Annotated in this window: 15 protein-coding genes; 6 read left to right on the top strand and 9 right to left on the bottom strand. The window is 67.5% G+C overall.

Going from position 1 to position 17,916, the window contains the following annotated elements; translation table 11 throughout:
- Positions 1-67: 67 nt before the first annotated feature.
- Complete coding sequence (locus VFZ09_RS18370; protein WP_329728894.1) at positions 68-1,093, bottom strand: TIGR02270 family protein; 1,026 nt, start codon at positions 1,091-1,093, stop codon at positions 68-70.
- 162 nt (positions 1,094-1,255) lie between these two features.
- Here VFZ09_RS18370 and VFZ09_RS18365 point away from each other — a divergent pair, with 162 nt between their 5' ends.
- Positions 1,256-1,801, top strand: coding sequence for a hypothetical protein (locus VFZ09_RS18365; protein WP_329728893.1), 546 nt, complete (start codon positions 1,256-1,258; stop codon positions 1,799-1,801).
- Positions 1,802-1,817: 16 nt separating this feature from the next.
- Here the strand turns inward: VFZ09_RS18365 and VFZ09_RS18360 are convergent, their stop codons facing one another.
- Positions 1,818-2,753 (bottom strand): tetratricopeptide repeat protein, encoded by a 936-nt coding sequence (locus VFZ09_RS18360; RefSeq protein WP_329728892.1) that lies wholly within the window; start codon positions 2,751-2,753, stop codon positions 1,818-1,820.
- A gap of 227 nt (positions 2,754-2,980) precedes the next feature.
- Positions 2,981-3,754: a TetR/AcrR family transcriptional regulator gene (locus VFZ09_RS18355; RefSeq protein ID WP_329728891.1), complete on the bottom strand. Its 774-nt coding sequence runs from the start codon at positions 3,752-3,754 to the stop codon at positions 2,981-2,983.
- Positions 3,755-3,992: 238 nt separating this feature from the next.
- Between VFZ09_RS18355 and VFZ09_RS18350 the strand changes: the two genes are divergently transcribed.
- Entirely contained in the window at positions 3,993-5,489 is a 1,497-nt protein-coding gene (locus VFZ09_RS18350) for a tannase/feruloyl esterase family alpha/beta hydrolase (RefSeq protein WP_329728890.1), read from the top strand.
- Between the two features lie 21 nt (positions 5,490-5,510).
- Here the strand turns inward: VFZ09_RS18350 and VFZ09_RS18345 are convergent, their stop codons facing one another.
- The 5 genes from VFZ09_RS18345 to VFZ09_RS18325 form a co-directional block, all read right to left on the bottom strand.
- On the bottom strand, positions 5,511-6,233 hold the full coding sequence (locus VFZ09_RS18345; RefSeq protein ID WP_329728889.1) for a class I SAM-dependent methyltransferase: 723 nt from the start codon (positions 6,231-6,233) through the stop codon (positions 5,511-5,513).
- 103 nt (positions 6,234-6,336) lie between these two features.
- Positions 6,337-7,533 (bottom strand): alpha-hydroxy acid oxidase, encoded by a 1,197-nt coding sequence (locus tag VFZ09_RS18340; RefSeq protein ID WP_329728888.1) that lies wholly within the window; start codon positions 7,531-7,533, stop codon positions 6,337-6,339.
- A 67-nt stretch (positions 7,534-7,600) separates the two neighbouring features.
- Positions 7,601-9,076, bottom strand: a complete 1,476-nt coding sequence (locus tag VFZ09_RS18335; protein WP_329728887.1) for an ELWxxDGT repeat protein — start codon at positions 9,074-9,076, stop codon at positions 7,601-7,603.
- A 136-nt stretch (positions 9,077-9,212) separates the two neighbouring features.
- The gene (locus VFZ09_RS18330; protein ID WP_329728886.1) at positions 9,213-11,207 is read right to left on the bottom strand and encodes a CocE/NonD family hydrolase; all 1,995 of its coding nucleotides are present in this window, start codon (positions 11,205-11,207) and stop codon (positions 9,213-9,215) included.
- Between the two features lie 68 nt (positions 11,208-11,275).
- A complete protein-coding gene (locus tag VFZ09_RS18325; protein ID WP_329728885.1) occupies positions 11,276-11,710 on the bottom strand; it encodes an Lrp/AsnC family transcriptional regulator in 435 nt (144 codons plus the stop codon).
- A gap of 133 nt (positions 11,711-11,843) precedes the next feature.
- Between VFZ09_RS18325 and VFZ09_RS18320 the strand changes: the two genes are divergently transcribed.
- The 4 genes from VFZ09_RS18320 to VFZ09_RS18305 all read left to right on the top strand — a co-directional run bounded on the left by VFZ09_RS18320 (position 11,844) and on the right by VFZ09_RS18305 (position 14,680).
- Complete coding sequence (locus VFZ09_RS18320; protein ID WP_329728884.1) at positions 11,844-12,416, top strand: cysteine hydrolase family protein; 573 nt, start codon at positions 11,844-11,846, stop codon at positions 12,414-12,416.
- Between the two features lie 95 nt (positions 12,417-12,511).
- The gene (locus VFZ09_RS18315) at positions 12,512-13,501 is read left to right on the top strand and encodes an oxygenase MpaB family protein (RefSeq protein ID WP_329728883.1); all 990 of its coding nucleotides are present in this window, start codon (positions 12,512-12,514) and stop codon (positions 13,499-13,501) included.
- Positions 13,502-13,760: 259 nt separating this feature from the next.
- Positions 13,761-14,237, top strand: a complete 477-nt coding sequence (locus VFZ09_RS18310) for a hypothetical protein (protein WP_329728882.1) — start codon at positions 13,761-13,763, stop codon at positions 14,235-14,237.
- A gap of 47 nt (positions 14,238-14,284) precedes the next feature.
- Positions 14,285-14,680: a hypothetical protein gene (locus VFZ09_RS18305; RefSeq protein ID WP_329728881.1), complete on the top strand. Its 396-nt coding sequence runs from the start codon at positions 14,285-14,287 to the stop codon at positions 14,678-14,680.
- Between the two features lie 1,020 nt (positions 14,681-15,700).
- Here VFZ09_RS18305 and VFZ09_RS18300 read toward each other — a convergent pair.
- Positions 15,701-17,692 (bottom strand): hypothetical protein, encoded by a 1,992-nt coding sequence (locus tag VFZ09_RS18300; RefSeq protein ID WP_329728880.1) that lies wholly within the window; start codon positions 17,690-17,692, stop codon positions 15,701-15,703.
- Positions 17,693-17,916 lie beyond the last annotated feature (224 nt).

Below are 17,916 nucleotides of genomic sequence, written 5' to 3'. Positions count from 1 at the left end.
GGCCACTGAAGGGCTGGCCCAGCAGGTAGCGCCTTCCCTTCTCGAAGCGGCCGCGGGCTCCGTCCCACTAGGCAGTGATGGCGGCCACTCGCGGCCAGGGCAGGTCGTCCTCGGGGGAGGGCATCAGGTTCGCGTCCAGGTCCTCCCGCAGCTCGGGAGGCGGAGGCGCCCCTTGCGGACGCTCTCCCGGAGGCAGGGCGTGGGGGCCGTCCAGCCGCAGCCCCGTCATCGCCGAGAAGGCCTCCCCGGCCAGCGGCGCGACCGAGGGGTCCGCGAGATGTTTCACGCAGGCTTCCATGGCCACCCACCGCCCGCTGAAGCCCAGGGCCCACAGGACCATCGGGCGCAGTTCGGCCGTCTCCAGCAGCTCCACCAGGAGCGAGATGTCTTCGTCGTCTCCGCCCAGGGCCATCAGCACCAGGGGCTCGGGGCCGAGCGCGGCGCGAGACCGCACCGCCTCTCGGCAGGCATCCCAGGCCAGCCTCACTCCGGATGTCAGGCCCACCTCCATGGCGGCTGCGCGAACGCCGGGGTGCGAGGCGTCCAGCAGGGCAGGCAACAACCTGCGTACCTCCTCCTCTGGCAGCGGCAGGGCGCCGCGCAGGGCCGCGAGCCGTACACGTGGCTCCTCATGGGCGATGAAGCGCGTGAGCAGCGCGGGGGAGGCCTCCTGGCGGAAGGCCAGCGTCTCCAACGCATGGGTCTGCAGGTCGCGGTCCTCCAGCTTCAGCAGTCCGGTCAATCGTGCGCTCAGCCCGGGAGTTTCGCTCAGCTCCAGTGCTCGACGGATGGCTGTGCGTGCCTCGGGCCCGGCCTTCTGGAACTGGAGCAGCACTTCGTCCACCTCCCCCCGGGCCAGCAGCGCATACGCCGCCGCGAAGAGGAGCGGTGCTTCCTCCGACTCGAAGGCGGGACGTAGCACCGCCTCGGCCGCGCTCTCGTCCTCCAGTCCCTCCAGATGGGCCCGCAGGCGCTCCTCCACCGCCGCCGTCTCCTCCAGCGTGAAGTCCGGCGCCACCAGGGTGCGCTCCCACTGCTCCCATTGGAAGGCGGCTTCGCTCAGCTGCTCTTCCAGGACGTCCAGCAGCACCATGGCATTCCTCGCGGTGCTCGCAGCATAGCACCCGGCCGCAGACATCTCTTTGGAACGTCGCGGACTACCGCGGGAGCCCTCGTGCCCACCGCCACGGAGCTGGATGGCCTGGGCAGCCCGAAATCGATGCCCGCCGTGACGCCTCCGCCCTGACGTGTCCAGATGCTAACGCGGCGGATGGACGAGACGCCGCCGCTGGACACGCTCGTGGTCGCGGGCGGAGATGTGGACGCACTGCTCAAGCAGGCGCGCAGCACCGCGGACCAGGTCACCACCGTGGTGGAGGGCGTGATGCGGGTGCTGGGTAGGAGCGGGGACATGAAGCGACCAGTCAGTGAGCGGGTCACCCTGGTGGAGGTGCTCGAGTTGACCGGACCCTTCGAGACATTCGCCGCCACCGTCCAGGCCGCGGCACGACGCCTGGAGGCCGAAGGGGTGAGCGGGCTCGCGCGCGTGCAGTTCTACGCCACGCCTGGCTCCTCCGAAGTCGGGGCGATCATCACGTTCGCCGCTCCCAGTCAGATCATGGACCACATCCGCATGATCTCGGACTGGCCGGAGTTCAAGGCGCTCCTCGGCGTCGTGAAGCCCGTGGATGTCCAGCTCTACGGGCGACTCGGCGAGGAGGCGCTCGCCTGGGTCCGGAAGATGAACGTGGTGAGCAAGACCTTCGAGCGCCACGTGGCCGGCTTCGTGCGCTCGCCGTGAGGTGACAGGGCAAGTGCTACCTGCCGGTCTCCGCGGCGTCCCGGTGGGCGTCGCAGGCAGGGCCGAACCCGAAGTCACACCCCTTCTTGAAGAGGGCCTTGGCGCGCTCCGGATTCTTCGCCACGCCATCGCCATGCTGGTAGGCGAGGCCAAGGTTGAGGCAGCCTCCCGCCAGCCCCGCATCACAGGCCTTCTCGAAGAGGCCGACGGCTCGCTTCATGTCCTCCTTCACACCGCTCCCGGACATGTAGGACGTGCCGAGGATGTTGCAGCCGTTCATGTCTCCCGCGTCACACGCCTGCGTGAGAAGCGTCGCGGCACGCTCCGGATTCTTCGCCACCCCGTTCCCCTCCGCGTAGGCGAGGCCGAGGCTGAAGCAGCCGGTGGCCGCGCCCCCGGTGCAGGCCTTCTCGTAGAAGGTGGCGGCGCGCGCCAGATCCCGCGGTACCCCATTGCCCCGCGCGTAGGTGAGGCCGACGTTGAAGCAGCCCTTCGCGCTCTTCGCGTTGCAGGTCTTCTCGAAGAGGGCGAGGGCCTGCTTCGAATCCTGCTTCACCCCCATACCTTGCGCGGAGGCGATGCCGAGGCCGTTGCACGCGTCCAGATGGCCCTTGTCACACGCCTTCTTGAAGAGGGAGGCCGAGCGTGCCGCGTCCTTGGCCACACCCAGCCCCTGCGCGGAGGCCACACCCAGCTTGTAGCAACCTTCCGGGTCGCCCTTCGTGCAGTTCTTCTCGTTGAGCCCCGCGATGCGGACCCGTTCCTCCTGGCCGATGGGCGCCTCCTGCTTCTTCGGCACCTCCTTCGGAGCCTCCTTCTTCGAAGCCTGTGCTTTCGCCGCCTCCGCCTTCGGCGCCTCGAGCGCGGAGCTGCGCGTCCCCAGCAGCATCACGGCCAGGGTGAGCCCGAGTGCCCAGGGGTGCCGGCGTGTCTCGATTCCAGAGCGAAGCATGGAGAAGCCCTTTCCGGGCATGATGGCCCGTCGCGAAACGTTCAGTCTCCCCATGATACGGGATTGAGACACCTCGCGGGCGGGGTCTCCCTCACTTGTCGACGCGCTCCTGGACCTCGAAGCGCCCGGCCTTCACGACGTGCCGATCGACCACGAGCTTGCCGGCGCGCAGCGTGCCGCGAACCTCCAGCGCAGGGTCGTCTGCCACTGACCCACGGGCGCGTGGCTCATCCCTCGCGGCGGAGCTGCTCGGCGAGGCCGTCGAGCAGCCGCAGCAGGCCGGTCTCGAAGAGCGTGTCGAGGGAGAGCTCGAAGCTCCCGCCGGCCAGCTCGCCAACGCGGGAGAGCATCGGGAAGTGTCCCGAGGCGATGACCCTCGCCATCTCCGCCTCCTGGGTCTGTATCCATTCATCGCTGGTGAGGCCCGTCTCGGCTTCCGCCTCGGCCTCCTCTTCCAACTCGAGGGCGATTCCCCGCACGAAGCCGACCAGCGTGAGGTGCACCTGGAGCATGGTGTCCAGCCCGAGCCCCAGGCCATCCAACGCACGCAGCACCCACTCGGTGTGGGCCATCCCGCTCGGAAGCAGCTGCGGCCGGGTGAGGGAGAGCACCCGCGCCAGCCACGGGTGACGGTGGTAGAGCGACCAGTGCAGCCGCATCACCCGCTCGAGCTGGGCCCTCCACCCCGGTGGAGGACTCCGGGGGAGCTCGCCTTCCGCGAACGCCGCATCCGCCATCAGCAGGACCAGCTCCTCCTTGCCGGGCACGTGGCGGTACAGCGACATGGTGGGCACCCCGAGCGCGGCGGCGACGCTGCGCATGGACAGCTCCGAGAGCCCCTCGGCATCGGCGATGCCGAGCGCGGCACGCACGATGCGCTCGCGCGACAGCTCCTGCTCGGAGGCGGGGTTCGCGCGCCGCCGGGCACTCCGCGGTGAGGGCGAGACCCGGTGCTCGGGAGCGGCCACCACGGTGCCCACGCGCGGGACGGCTCGAAGCACGCCCTGCTTACCGCACCGCCTTCGCCCGCTACGAGCAACAACTGCGCGGCTTCGTCGAGCGCAACCAGCGGCTCGCGACGGAGGATGCGACCGAGGGGCCACCGCCCAAGGAGGTGCTGGAGCGGGTGGCCAATGGCATCACACTCCAGGACTACACAGTGTCCGCGTGAATGGCTGGCGGCTCACGCGAGGAGTACGTACCCTCGCGCCCATGACCTCCCATCCCTCTGGTTGTCCCGTGCGTGACACGATTCCAGGGCGTGTTTCAGCGGCCGCGTTGCTGCTCGTGCTCGGGGGATGCTCCGACCCGACGCCCCGCTCCCGATGCGAGACCTTCCGGGGAAGAACCCTGCAGCAGGCGCGAATCACCGGGGCCGAGCTCGTCGCGGCGTCCAGCCCGTTGCCCGAATACTGCAAGGTCACCGGCACCCTTCCCCCCTCCCTCGACTTCGAGGTGCGTCTGCCCTCGGTGTGGAACGAGAAGACGGTCTACGCCGGAGGCGGCGGCTTCGACGGATTCATTCCCGACACCGGCGTCTATACGGTGAATGGCTATGCCACCATCGGCTCGAATGGCGGACACACGGGCGATGTCCTGGACGCCTCCTTCGCCCTGGATGCCCAGAAGCTCGACGACTTCGCGTCCCTCTCCATCCACCGCGTGCTTCCCATCGCGAAGGCGATCATCCAGGAGCGGTATGGCAAGGGCGCCGCGAAGACTTGGTTCGAGGGGTGCTCCAATGGAGGCCGTGAGGCGCTCATCGAAGCCCAGCGGTGGCCGGAGGACTTCGATGGCATCATTGCCCGGGCTCCCGCCTACAACTTCGTGGAGCTGCTGATTGCCTTCAACCGGAACACCCGGCAGCTCATGAAGCCTGGAGCCAGTCTCTCCGCCGGGAAGCTCCAGGTGCTGGGCAAGGCAGTGCTCGATGCCTGTGATGCGAAGGATGGCGTCGCCGACGGCATCATCTCCCATCCCTCGGCGTGTGCGTTCGATCCCTCGGTGCTCCGGTGCACCGGCGCCGAGCGGGAGGATTGTCTGACGGCCGAGCAGGAGGCCTCGGTCAGGACGATCTACTCCCCCACGGTCCTCGATGGCGCGACCATCAACGCGGGATGGCCCCCCGGAGGAGAGGCGGACCCGGAAGGCTGGGCCGGATGGCTCACCGGCAATGGCAACGCGACGCTCTCGGCGGGCGGCCTCTTCGGGAGCGGAATGATCAAGTACTTCATCACCCGGGACCCGAACTTCGACCCGCTCACCTTCGACCCCAACGCCTGGCTCCCGCGCATCAACGAGATGTCGGCCCTGGTGTCGGCCAACAACCCGGACCTGGGACGGTTCCAGGCGCGCGGCGGGAAGCTGATTCTCTGGCACGGTGGCACCGATGCGGCCATCAGCTTGAACGGGACGACCACGTACTATGAGAACGTGGTCCAGGCCGCGGGGGGCCAGGCCGCGGCGGACACGTTCGTCGAGTACTTCCCCGCCCCGGGCGTCAACCACTGCTTCGGCGGAGCCGGCGCCGACACGGTGGATCTGCTCACCGCCCTGGAGAACTGGGTGGAGAAGGGCGTCGCGCCCTCCCAGGCGAAGCTGGTGGCCACGAAGCTCAATCCCCAGACAGGGCAGAGCGTCCTCTCCCGGCCCCTGTGCAAGTACCCGCGCCATCCCCGGTACAAGGGCTCGGGAGACGTCAACTCGGCCGACAGCTTCACCTGCGTCGAGCCCTGAGCGGACGCGTCCCCCGGGGCCTCAGCCCGCGGCCCCGGGCTCGAAGCGCGCGAGGAAGACCTTGAACTGCAGCGAGACGAAGATCGGACGCGGCTCCACCAGTCCGGTCCGGGCGAACATCGAGAACAGGGCGGCATCGGACTCGATGGGCCGTATCACCGAGAGGAGCTGACGCCGGCGCTCCAGCGCCTCCTCGGGCACGCCATGCGCCCGCAGCCGCCGCAGCTCCACGTTCGTCAGCACCGGGTCATTGCCAACACGGCAACCCAGCACGAGGGGCGCTCCGGGCGCGAGCCGCCGGGTCACCTCTCGCAGCAGCGCGAGCCGGGCCTCCTCGCCCTCCACATGGTGCAGCACTCCCATCATCTGCGCGCCGTCGAACGGAGGCCCGGGAGGCAGCGTGTGCAGCTCGCCCACGTGCAGGTGCGTGCGAGAGAGCAGGCCCTCGGCCTCCAGGCGCTGGCGGGCCACGGCGAGCATGGCGTCGGAGGGATCCACGCCCGTGAAGCGCCAGCCGGGCACACCGAAGCGGGTGTAGGGCACCAACTCCGCCCCCGTGCCCACTCCCACGAAGAGCAGCGACGCCGTGTCCCGGCCGTCGAGCCGCGCGGTCAGCGCGCTGACGCCGAGCTCATACATCGCCTGGACGCCAGCGAGGTTGACGGAGGCCTGGGTGTCGTAGTGGGCGGCACGATCGGCGCCAAAGCCTTGCACGACGTGGTGGGCGGAGTGTTCGTGGGTCATGACGTGTCCTCGGGGGCCCTCGGAAAGCGGGCGATTGAACCAGAGGATGCGTCGGGACCTCGAGGAATGGGAGAGCGGGGATTCGGGCCGGATCGGCGGAAATTCAGGCGGCCCCGTCGAGCACGCGCAAGGCGGGAGCGTGGGGCTCCAAGGCCGCGGGCTGCGGCTCCATCCGGAGCGCGGACCGGTCGAGATCGGCCAGCCGTGGACGGCCGAGCAGGGCGAGGGTCCGGTCGATCTCCTTGGAGAGGATGTCCAGGGTGAGCTCCACGCCCGCCTGTCCGTCCGCGGCCAGCCCGTAGAGGAAGGGCCGGCCGATCATGCACGCCCGGGCTCCCAGGGCGATGGCCTTGACCACGTCGGAGCCGCGGCGGATGCCACCGTCCAGGACGACCTCGGCGCGGCCCTGCACCGCCTCGACGACCTCGGGCAGGACGTCGGTGCCCGCCGGGAGGAAGTCGAGCTGCCGGCCTCCGTGGTTGGACACGATGATGGCCTGCACACCGTGCTCCACCGCGAGCCGGGCATCCTCGGCGCAGGTGACGCCCTTGAGCACCAGCGGCCCCGGCCAGATGGAGCGCAGCCACTCGAGGTCCTTCCAGGAGACGGAAGGATCGAACTGCTTGTTGGTGAAGCCCGCGACGGAGAGCGCGTCCTTCCTGGACAGCGCTTTGGTCTCGATGAAGTTGCCGAAGGTGGCGCGGGGACTGGACGCCATGCGCAGCACCCAGCCCAAGTGCCGGAAGACATCCAGCAGGTGGGTGAGGGTGACGCGGGGAGGCACGGTGAAGCCGTTGCGCCGGTCCCGCTCCCGGTTGCCCATCTCCTGGACGTCCACCGTGAGGCAGAGCGCGCGGTAGCCGGCCGCCCGGGCCCGCTCGACCAGCGAGCGCGTGATGCCCCGATCCTTCCAGACGTAGAGCTGGAACCACAGGGGCGGTGGCGCTGCGGCGGCCACCTCCTCGATGGTGCAGATGGACATGGTGCTCAGCGTGAAGAGGCTGCCCCGCCTGGCCGCGGCCTTCGCGGCGAGCACCTCGCCCCAGGGCGCCACCAGCCCCGCCAGTCCCGTCGGCCCCAGGATGATGGGCGTGGACAGCCGCTCGCCGAGCAGCGTGGTCGACTGGTCTCTCGCGCTGACATCCACCAGCGTGCGCGCCCGGAAGAGGTAGCGCTCGAAGCCACGCCGGTTCGCGTGCACGGTGTACTCATCCTCGGCGCCCCCCTCGATGTAGTCGAAGAGGGTCCGGGGAAGCCGGCGGCGGGCGCGCTGTCGAAGGTCTTCGAGATTGATGAGCATGGCGTGGATACGGCACCGGGATGATAACAGCGAAGCCCGGTGAGCCGACAATCCAGGGGGTGGGAGGTCACCCGTCGTTGGGCAACGGCGTGAAGCAGTCGCCGAGCGACTCCAGGGGAACGGACCACAGCTCGCGGCCGTGCACGCCATCATCGGCGACGAAGAAGACCCGATCGCCGGACCGGGTGAATCGGGAGGGGAAGGACGAGGCGGGACCGGGAGCGAGGTCCTGGAAGAAGAACGTTCCCTTCGCCGTCCCATCGCTCCTCCACAGCTCCTGGCCGTAGGTGGCGTTGGGAATGGAGAACAGGACGCCCTTGCCCATGCCGGTCAGACCCGTGGAGAAACCCGGGAACGAGCCATCGGGCCCGGGGGTGAGGTCCTCGACGAGCCGCGTGTTCTTCCGCTGGCCCTGGCTCACCCAGAGTTCCCGTCCATGGCGCCCATCGTCGGCGATGAAGAACACCTTGCCGGCCGCGGTGGTCAGCACCTGGGTGTAGTCGGAGAAGAAGGTGTCGGCCGGGCCAGGGTGGATGTCCTCGACGAGGCGCGTGCTCCCACTCGAGCCGGAGGTCTTCCACAACTCCTGGCCGTGGAGGCCATCATCGGCGGTGAAGAAGACCTGGTGGCCCACCGACACGAACGACAGGGGCGAGGAGCCCTCCGCACCGGGACGGATGTCCTCGACGAGGCGCGTGCCCCCGGGCGTGCCATCGCTCACCCAGGGCTCGGCACCGTGGACGCCATCGTCGGCGACGAAGAAGAACTTCCCGTCCGCGACGGCCGTCACGTACAGGTCCGGGGCGATGTCCGCCAGGGGAATCGTTCCCTCGGCAGTGCCGTCGCTCTTCCAGAGCCGGGACCCCGTGTCATCGAAGACGTAGAGGAAGACCGTTCCTCCCAGGGCGCCCAGGACGCTGATAACGGCGAACCCGCCGGGGTTGATGTCCTTGACGAGCACCGTGCCCTCGGGCGTGCCGTCGCTCTTCCACAGGTCCCGGCCCCCCTCCCCTCTACTGGCGGCGAAGAAGAGCGTTCCGTCCGCGTTGGTGAGCCACTCGGGATAGGAGGGACCCGTGGGGTTGATGTCCTTCACCTGGAAGGTGCCCTCGGGCGTGCCGTCGCTCCTCCACAGCTCGATGCCTTCCTCCTCGCTCTCCGCGGCCACGAAGAAGAACAGCCCGTTCACGGCGGTGGGATACTGCGACTCCCCGAGGTAGCTCCCGACGAAAATGGTCTTGATGAAGACGGTGCCCTCGGGCGTGCCGTTGCTCTTCCACAGCTCGATGACGCCTCCGGGATTCGGGAAGGGCAGCGTGGTGAGGAAGAGCGTGCCGTTCACGTCCGTCAGGTCCGCCGGGTCCGACGTCTCCGGCCCGGGAACGATGTCCTTCACCAGGGAGGCGGGACGGCACTCCCGCTTGCAGCCGTCCTCCCTGTGCCCCCACTCCTGGGCGGGAACCCCGGTGCTCTCCTCCTCGATGGAGGGCGTGCAGGCCCCCACGAGGCAACAGAAGATGAGCGGCAAGCGCCACGCAATCATGTGAACCCCCCTCGATACGCCGCCCAATGTGGAGATGGATGCGCCGTCCATCCAGGGCTCTGGGGGAGGGACGAGCGGGCAGGCGGAACTCCCGCGTGACTGCCCGCCCCACCAGGAACTCCGCTCCCTTCCGCGTCTATCGGCCCGTGGGTGCCGGACTTCGCTCCTCCCTGGCCTCCTGGGGCATGACGAGCGGCAGCTCCACGAAACTCGCCTGGCCCGGCGCGTGGTACACGCGCTGTACGGCCTTCCGGAAGTCGCCGGGCTTCGCGTCGAAGATGCTCTCCACGTACGTCTGCGGGTTGCGGTCGTAGAGCGGGAACCAGCTCGACTGGATCTGCACCATGATGCGGTGGCCGGGCAGGAAGACGTGGTTCGCCGTGGGGAGCCCGAAGCGGTACGTCACCGGCTTGCCGGCGGGCAGCGGCCGGGGCTTCTCGAAGCTCTCGCGGTAGCGCCCGCGGAAGATGTCGGCCGAGACCATGAGCTGGTAGCCGCCCATCTCGGGCCGCGCGGCGACCTCGTCCGGGAACACGTCGATGAGCTTCACCACCCAGTCGGAGTCGGTCCCGCTGGTGGAGGCGACGAGGTTGGCCATCGGGCGGCCGCTGATCTTCACCGGGGCGGTGAGGACGTCGGAGACGTAGACGAGCACGTCGGGCCGCGAGGCCGCCTCGCGCTGGTCTCGCACGAGCCAGCTCTTCCAGGGGTCCGTCGCCGAGGCACCGGCCGCGCTGGAGTCCTCGACGATGGGGCGCGCGCGGTAGGGCACGGGCCTGGCCGGATCGGAGACGTATTCGTCGAAGGCCGCTCCGCCCGCCGCGGGGGCCACGAACCCGGCGCTGGAATCCGGGCGCAGGTAGAACGGGGCCGGCTTCACCTTGCAGCCGCTCGCGCAACCGGCGGGCCACGACGACAGCTCGCGCCACCGGTTCGTCCCCGTCTCGAACGCCGTCACCGGCGCGACCTGGGCCCGGGGCGCGCCCTCGACGAGGTACTGGTCGAGGAACGGCCGGAGGATTTCACGCCGGAAGTGCGCCGAGGTGTCGGCGCCGAACTCGAGCGCGCCGAGGCTCGAGCCGTCCCCGATGGCCTGGCCGTGATGCCACGGACCCATCACCAGGAAGACGCGGTCGTTCGCGGTGTCCTTCGGCTCCAGCGTCTCGTACACCGCCGGCGCGCCGTAGATGTCCTCCTGGTCCCAGAGGCTGTGGACGATCATCACCGGCACCGTCAGCGGCCGCGCCGCCAGCAGCTTGTCCACCGCCTGATCGCGCCAGAACGCGTCGTACGCCGGGTGCGCGAGCAGCTTGCGGAAGAAGCCGAGCTGCTCCATCCCGTGCCGCCGGCCAATCTCCCCGGCCGAGCCCGCCGCGAGGTACTCGTCGTACTGGTCCCGGTAGCCCGACGCCCACTTGATCTCCCCCTTGCGCGTCGCCTGCTGCTCGAGGATGTACGGCAGCATCGTCTGACGGAAGGCGCCGTGGTGGAACCAGTCATCGCCCATCCACCCGTCGACCATCGGGTTCATCGGCACGGCCACCTTGAGCGCCGGATGCGGGTTGACCAGCGCCATCAGCGGCAGGAAGCCGTCGTACGAGATGCCGATGATGCCGACGCGCCCGTTCGACTCGGGGACGTTCTTCACCAGCCAGTCGATGGTGTCGTAGGTGTCGGTGGCGTGGTCCACCGGCGTGGGGTTCCGCGGCCCGTGCAGCGGCCGGTTCATCACGTAGTCACCCTCGGAGCCGTACTTGCCACGCACGTCCTGGAGGACCCGGATGTAGCCCCCCTCGACGATGACGTCGGTGGCGTTGTCGTAGCCGTGGAGCACCCGGGACAGGTGGGTGCTCTCGGCGTGGCGGGTGAGCCTCTCCGCATCGTAGGGCGTGCGCGTCAGGAGCATCGGCCGGTTCTTCGCGCCGCGCGGCACCAGGATGATGGTGTGGAGCTTCACGCCGTCGCGCATCGGGATGTCGACGGTGCGGCGCTCGTGGTCCAGCAGCTGGCCCGCGGGGGTGAAGGTGGCCGGTGTGTCGGAGGGAAGGTCCGGAGGGCCGCCGCTCGGAGCGGGCGCGGTGGCCAGGGTGGAGAGCAGTGCGAGCGAAGCGACGAGCGGAGCGAGCGGCATCGCGGCGGAGGCTAGCCAACTCCTGGCCACCCCGAGAGGAGAAACCGCGGGCGAGGCATGAGGAAGCGTCAGCGCCGGTCCAGGTGCACGGCGAGCACCGGTGCCGTGGTGACGGTGCGGACCTCGGGGAGCTGCGCCACGCGCTCGCGCAGGGTGTTCAGCGCCGGCATGCTGGGGACACGCGCGCGGATGAGCATGTCCAGCTCTCCGGCGAGCGACTCGATGCTGAGCACCTCCGGCAGCTCGCGCACCAGGGGGGCCACGCGGGGGCACGCGGGCCCCTCCAGCCGCACGAAGAGGTAGGCGTCCACGCCGGTGGGAGGCCCGCCGCTCCCCCGCCGGATGGTGTAGCCCTGGATGAGGCCGTCGCGCTCGAGCCGGGCCACCCGCTCCTGGACCGCCGAGCGCGAGAGGCCCACCTTCGCCGCCAGCTTGGTGGCGGACTCCCGCCCGTTGGCCTCCAGCAGGGAGAGGATCCGCCCATCCAACTCGTCCAGCGCCATGACCCGTCATCTCCTCCCGCCGGCCCATCCCCGGTGCCCACCGGCATTCCGCCGGTGGAGCGGCACTCCGCCACCTGTCGACCGGCGGCCGTCCTTCCTAGGGTGCCGCTTCACCCCCCACGGGAGCAAGCACATGGAACTCCACGACCGCGCGGCGCTCATCTCCATCGACGTGCAGCAGGGCTTCGACGACCCCTCCTGGGGCCCCCGCAACAACCCCCACATGGAAGCGAACGGACGCCAGCTCCTCGCCGCCTGGCGGCGCTCCGGACGGCCGCTCGTCATCGTGCGCCATGACAGCGCCTCGCCCACCTCGCTGCTGCGCCCGGGGCAGCCGGGCAACGCGCTCAAGCCGGGCTTCGAGCCGCTCGCTGGCGAGCCGCTGCTCACCAAGAGCGTGAACAGCGCCTTCATCGGCACGGACCTGGAGGCGCGCCTGCACGAGGCCGGCGTGCGGCAGGTCGTCCTCTTCGGCATCGCCACGGACATGTGCGTCTCCACCACCGCACGCATGGCGGCCAACCTCGGCTTCGAGCTGGTGGTGGTGGGGGATGCCTGCCACACCTGGGCGCAGCGGGCACCCGATGGCACCCTGTTCGACGCGGACACCATGCACCGTGTGCATCTGACCACCCTGGCGACCGAGTTCGGCCGCGTGGTGGACACCGCGGACGTGCTGCGGGCGCTCGCGGCGCGGGCGGCCTGAGACGCGTCCGAGGAGGGTGTCCTCCCCGGCACGACGCCATGGAGTAGAGTCGTGGGATGAAGGCGAACTCGATGTGGCGGTCGATGCCACCGGAAATGCAGCAACAGCTCAGCCAGGACAGCGAGCATTTCCGCAAGTGTCTCGACTACCTGCGGGAGCACGCGGCGGGCGAGCTCGAGGGCATCTACGGCCCCGACAGCATGACCTGGGTCATCTACCGGGAGCCGGTGATCCTCCTCGGTGGATTGCGCGCCATCCTGCTGCAGATCGCCCATCCGGCAGTGGCCGCCGGTGTCTCCCAGAACAGCAACTTCCGGACCGACCTGCTCGGCCGTGCGCGGCGCACCTATACGGCGATGTACCAGCTCGTCTTCGGTGGCCTCCGCGAGGCCATGGGCGCCGCGAAGCGGGTCCACAGCCTCCACAGCCGCATCTACGGCTCACTTCCGGCCGGCCCCGGTGCACAGAGCGACGGCCGCTATCGCGCGAACGATCCTTCGCTGCTGCGGTGGGTGCTCGCCACCCTCATCGACGGCGCCCTCGAGGTCTTCGAGACCTTCGTCCGGCCGCTCAGCCTCGAGGAGAAGCGCCGGTATTACCAGGAGACGCGGCTCGCCGCGGCGCAGTTCGGGCTCCTGCCGGAGCAGATGCCGCCCACGCTCGAGGACTTCTACGCGTGGTACCACGAGCAGCTGGCGGGGGAGACGCTGCGCGTGGGAGACACGGCGCGCGAGCTGGCGAGCCTGCTCTTCAATTCGCCCTTCACCCGGGGACAGCTCGATGAGGTGCTCACCGCCGGCCTCCTTCCGGAGCGCTGGCGCCAGGCGTACGGGCTGGCCTGGGGGCCGGGACAGCAGCGCGCGTGGAAGCTCCTGAAGAGCACGATGCGCCGGGCCATCCACCTCACCCCGCCCAGGCTCCGCTCCGTCACCGCCTGGCATCAGGCCCAGCTGCGGCTGGCCCTGGCTCGAGGAGAGCGGCCAACCGTCATGGCCCGGGTGCTGAACACCCTCGACTCCTACGTCGACGTGCCGTTCAGCATCCGGCCGGTCGCGGCGAAGGCCCCCTCGGACGACAAGGATTGAGGCGTGCAAGCGGCGGGAATCGAAGCCGCCAAGCCCTCGCCTGCCCGGCCTGGCGGCTCCCCGGGCACGAGCACCGTTGCCCCGAAGTACAGACCTCGGCTGCTGGGCGCTGGTGCCCCCCCTACGGCCCCGAGCTTCGCCTAGCGCACACTGGTGGCCTCACGAGCCCAAGCTCCATTGACCCGGGTTGAGGCATACGCCCAGGCTCAGCGAGGCACTGAGGGACAAGGCAATGCACCCAGCAGGTCTAACGCGATTGATGGCGCTGCTGACGGCAGTTGCGGTGGCAAACCTCGGATGCGCCCACACACAGGAGCCCGAGCGCAGGATGTATCTGATCGCCGAGGACGCAAACAGCATCGACTTTCAAGAAGATGCACGCGGGATCGGAGGCGCTGGAGCCGAGGCCTACTGTAACGAGCTACAAAAGCAGTGCTACACCAAGTGCATGAGGCGCAAGCCAGAGATCCCATCCATACCGAAGCACTCTGGCAAGCACAAGGAGCACTGCACCACGAAGTGCCTCAACGAATTCATGGATTGCGTCAAGCGAATGGAGGAACTGGAGCGGCAGGAGTCGCAGAACAAGAAGCTTCAATTCCCAAACATCAACGAAGCGCTCGACTGGCTCAGGGAACACACACCCGAGGCGCCGCCAGGAACCCATGTGGTCGTGGCCGGAGTAGGATTTGTCATTGCGATAGTCGGCGGCGCGCTCTTTCTCGTTCCCATCTAAGCCAGATTTTGCACCTGGAAAACAACCGCAAAAGGCTCGACGCGACCATGCCCTACATTCCAGACTTCGACACGGACGCAATCCTTGGCGCTCTCAACGCCATCAGCCAAAAGCATCCGGAGGGCTCCCCGGAGAGGGACATCATCGAGCTCGCGCAGATCGCATTGGTCTACCCTCGCCACATCCGGAAAGAGGGTGACTTCCGCAGATTCTATAAAGAGTTCTTCGATCCCTCATTCAAGCTCGAGGTCTCCCATGAATTCGCAACACGGGAGGATGCAGACAAATGGCTTGCCCGTGGAAACGCGAAGGACGCCGAGCGCGTCAGAATCGCCGGCAAGGGTTTCATGGTCGTTCAATTGCCAGGAAGGCTGACGTTCATGAGCGCACCTCTTGAAGACGAAGAGGTGGAGGAAGACGAATCAGGGGAGGATTCCGAGTAGACAATTCAGGCTTACGAAGCGGGCAACCTCTCTTGGAAGCGGCGGGAATCGAACCCGCTGGGGACTGATCCGCCACCACTCGGACCCAGAGGCATCCCCCCGTTTCCCCTCTGAAAATGAGGCGCCCATCTGTCCGGACGAGTCCAGGCGCGTCCGTTCGGTTCGGTCCTTTTTTGGTCCCCTTGGACCCGTTACCCATCGAGAGCGGCAAGCCGTCCGGCAAAGGCCCCCTAATGACACCGACTCTTGAGTCTACTATTGGCTTGGTCCCGACATTGCTCCGAGCTGATGCTGGCGGGCGAGTGTAGAGCGACAGCGGAAACGCCCCCCCTCACGCCACTAACGCTAACCCCCTGAGTTCGGTGTAGCTCTCCCTACCTCGCATGCCCGCGCCTACGGTGCTGTCCAGGGCAGGCTCGCTTTCGCGAGTCGCTATGCGCCCCTGGATAGCGTCCTCGTCGCAAGGCGGTGGGCTGGCTGCGGCTGATGCTCCACTAAAGGTGCACACCCTCGGAGCTGTCGGAGTGGCCGATGCCATCCTCCGCTAGACCCTATGTCCCACGAGGGGGCTGGCCTCCGGGGAGGTAATCGTCAGGTAGATAGAGCTGGTGCTCCGCTGGGAGACGACCGCTAGCTAGGAGCGCTTCATATTCATCCAGCGAGCAGATGGTGGCGATGACCACCGGTCTGCCATCCTGAATGACGACCACGGCGCCCACGGCTCCCCGCGGATCGTGAATCAACGCATGCAGCGCTACCCGCTGGGCCTTGGACGGCTGTTCCCGCCAGAGAGAGACGAAGTACATCACCAAGCCGGCAACGCCCCCAGCTGCCACCGCCACGAAGGCCCAACGTGGTCTCCCCGGGTGTCCTATCTGGACCCGGGCAAGGTGCAACTCAAGCAGGGCCAGCGCGGCGAAAACCGCTCCCCAGGTCAAGGGCAATCCCCACCAGAGCCAGCCGCGTCCTGCCCGTGGAGACAGCCTCCTCGTGCGCTCCGGTCTCAAGCCCGAGCTTCCTTCAGTCCAGCTCATCCCGCACCGCTTCCTCTACATCGTCCCCGAAGAGCGAATCCACCAGCAAGTACCCACCAAAGCCGATGATGAAGCCGACGATGTTGCCGGCAATGGGGACCTCTGAACCCCAGATGGCCCCCACGACACCTGCTGAAACCGCCGCACTGAGCGAACCCGACACGAAGGCCCTCGTGCCGCGTGCAACATAATCCTCACGGGTGTGCGCCTGTTCGTCGAGCGCCATACTGCTCAACTCGAAGACCGGTGCGGCAACCCCGCCGGCCAACGAACCGCCCAGGCCCCGGCCAGCCGCTGTTGACAAGGAGGGGGACAAGCCTCGGCCCACCATGGAGCGTGAGATGTTGCTCCCCACAGTGGAATTGAAACCAGAGCTGACCATTCCCTCGGTCACTCCCGCGAAACCGCCGGCCACGCCCGTCCTGAAGAGGTCCTGTAGCGGGTCTTGCCGAGCCTTTGGATCATAGAGGATGAGTCCTGACTCCATGACGATGGCCATCAACGAGCCGCCAATCCCTCCCCGGGCTCCCATGCTCCCCATTGCCCTGAGGTGCCCCGGCATGCCGCCTCCATGCTTGGTGGCCAGCAGTAGCTCCGGGAAGAGCCACGCCTCGATCTGCGGAGAGGTCATTCCAGGGTAGTTCTGGGTGATGCTGTTTCGGAATGACTGCAGGTTGCGCAAGTGCGCGGTCGTCACGCCGTTGCTGCCAATCTTCTCTCCAGTCCAGGCATAAAACCGGTTCAACGCGTCAGTTATCTGTTGCCGGACGGCTTGTGTGATCGCCGGGTTGCTCAACTCGTTCTGAAGCGACTGCCAGGACGCCAGGGTCCTCCCATTGATGATAACCGGGTTGAGGCGAAAGTACGCGTCCGCGAGCCGCTGGCAGATGTTGGCCGTCTGGTAGGAGGCAGGGTCCGCCAACAACTCGCGGAGCGGAGCGGCGTGGTCCGCGTTCACTGCAATGTGGCCCTTGCTCGCGAACAGGGCCTGGGCTTGCGCTGGCGTCAGGTTGGGATAAAGCTGGTTCGCAGCCAGCCGGGTCTTGTTCGGGCTGCCTCCAATCAAGTCATTCAAGCCGTTCAGGTAGGTACTGAAAAACTCCGTCATTTGCGCACGGTTCTGGGGAACCTGACTCCGGACGCTCGTCTTGACAGAGACCAGATTCCCGTCACCGGGTTGTCTGAAATCGAAGATGGGAAAGTTGTTCTGAACTGTCCTGTTCAAGTCCTGCAGCATCAGGCCCTGTGGCCGGTTCTGCGTATAGATTTCCCCCAGGGTGCCCCGCCACTGGATGCCATTGAGCGACCCAGGCTCCGTCGAGAATGCCTTTGGCAGGGCCCTCTCACTGATAGGAGGGCTCCCCATGCGGCTCATCCATCCTTGAAGGACCGACGCATCTATCTGGAAGATGCCTTGCCTTGCCAGCAGCTCGTCCAACTCTTGCTGGGTCATCAAGGGCAGTTCGCCCTCCTGCTGTACTACAGGTCCCTGGTCGGGCTCGACCGCTACAACTGCGTAGGCGTTCTGCCCCGTGACGAGCCGATAGAGGGTCTCTTTCTTCAGGGGCAGGTGCACCTCATGACGTCCCTCCGTGGTGAGCACGTCATATTCAACGGGGGTGTACCCTCTGGCATAGCCACGCCCATGATAGGTTGCAGGAAGGCTCGACACTGACAGTTCGTGCCTTTCCTTGCTGGCCTCCTTGGGTCTGGCGATGACAGTCACGACCCCGTCCTTCACCAACACCACCTGATGGTGGAAGTCCTTCAGGGGTTGTCCGCCCGCGGAGAGCCTCACCGATAATCCAGGCAGAGACTGGAAGGTCTCCAGGGGGATGCTCTTGACCGAATATCTCACCGTCACATCTGCGGTGGAGAGGTCGCGCGTTCGATTCGGAAGCCCTCCCTTGGGGCCAGGAGTCAGCGTATCCTTGATAGAAAGCTGACTGCTATTGGAGAGTCCGGTCGGCGTGCTCACCGCTGCATCCAGAGAGCAACTCCCAACGACCACCAGAGGCTTGCGAGGGTCGTGCGGGAGCGAGGTAGACCACTTGAGCCCAACGAACTTCGCTGCATCTCCATATGGCAAGACAAGTCTCATGACATTCACTCCATTGGCTTGGAATGAGAGCAAGAGAGTGCCTGCGCGAAGATTGGGGTTCTTGCCTGCTTTTATCACCTCAAATGTGATGGTGACGGCTT

This window comes from Archangium sp. (assembly GCF_036277355.1).
Classification (GTDB): Bacteria; Myxococcota; Myxococcia; order Myxococcales; family Myxococcaceae; genus Archangium.
Note: the sequence above shows the minus strand (reverse complement) of the source record. Positions and strands in the feature narration are given on the sequence as shown.

Excerpts from the sequence above, each read along its gene's own strand:
- VFZ09_RS18370 (WP_329728894.1), bottom strand. The coding sequence starts at position 1,093 with ATGGTGCTGCTGGACGTCCTGGAAGAGCAGCTGAGCGAAGCCGCCTTC.
- VFZ09_RS18365 (WP_329728893.1), top strand. The coding sequence starts at position 1,256 with ATGCTAACGCGGCGGATGGACGAGACGCCGCCGCTGGACACGCTCGTG.
- VFZ09_RS18360 (WP_329728892.1), bottom strand. The coding sequence starts at position 2,753 with ATGCTTCGCTCTGGAATCGAGACACGCCGGCACCCCTGGGCACTCGGG.
- VFZ09_RS18345 (WP_329728889.1), bottom strand. The coding sequence starts at position 6,233 with ATGACCCACGAACACTCCGCCCACCACGTCGTGCAAGGCTTTGGCGCC.
- VFZ09_RS18340 (WP_329728888.1), bottom strand. The coding sequence starts at position 7,533 with ATGCTCATCAATCTCGAAGACCTTCGACAGCGCGCCCGCCGCCGGCTT.
- VFZ09_RS18335 (WP_329728887.1), bottom strand. The coding sequence starts at position 9,076 with ATGATTGCGTGGCGCTTGCCGCTCATCTTCTGTTGCCTCGTGGGGGCC.
- VFZ09_RS18330 (WP_329728886.1), bottom strand. The coding sequence starts at position 11,207 with ATGCCGCTCGCTCCGCTCGTCGCTTCGCTCGCACTGCTCTCCACCCTG.
- VFZ09_RS18325 (WP_329728885.1), bottom strand. The coding sequence starts at position 11,710 with ATGGCGCTGGACGAGTTGGATGGGCGGATCCTCTCCCTGCTGGAGGCC.
- VFZ09_RS18320 (WP_329728884.1), top strand. The coding sequence starts at position 11,844 with ATGGAACTCCACGACCGCGCGGCGCTCATCTCCATCGACGTGCAGCAG.
- VFZ09_RS18315 (WP_329728883.1), top strand. The coding sequence starts at position 12,512 with ATGCAGCAACAGCTCAGCCAGGACAGCGAGCATTTCCGCAAGTGTCTC.
- VFZ09_RS18310 (WP_329728882.1), top strand. The coding sequence starts at position 13,761 with ATGGCGCTGCTGACGGCAGTTGCGGTGGCAAACCTCGGATGCGCCCAC.
- VFZ09_RS18305 (WP_329728881.1), top strand. The coding sequence starts at position 14,285 with ATGCCCTACATTCCAGACTTCGACACGGACGCAATCCTTGGCGCTCTC.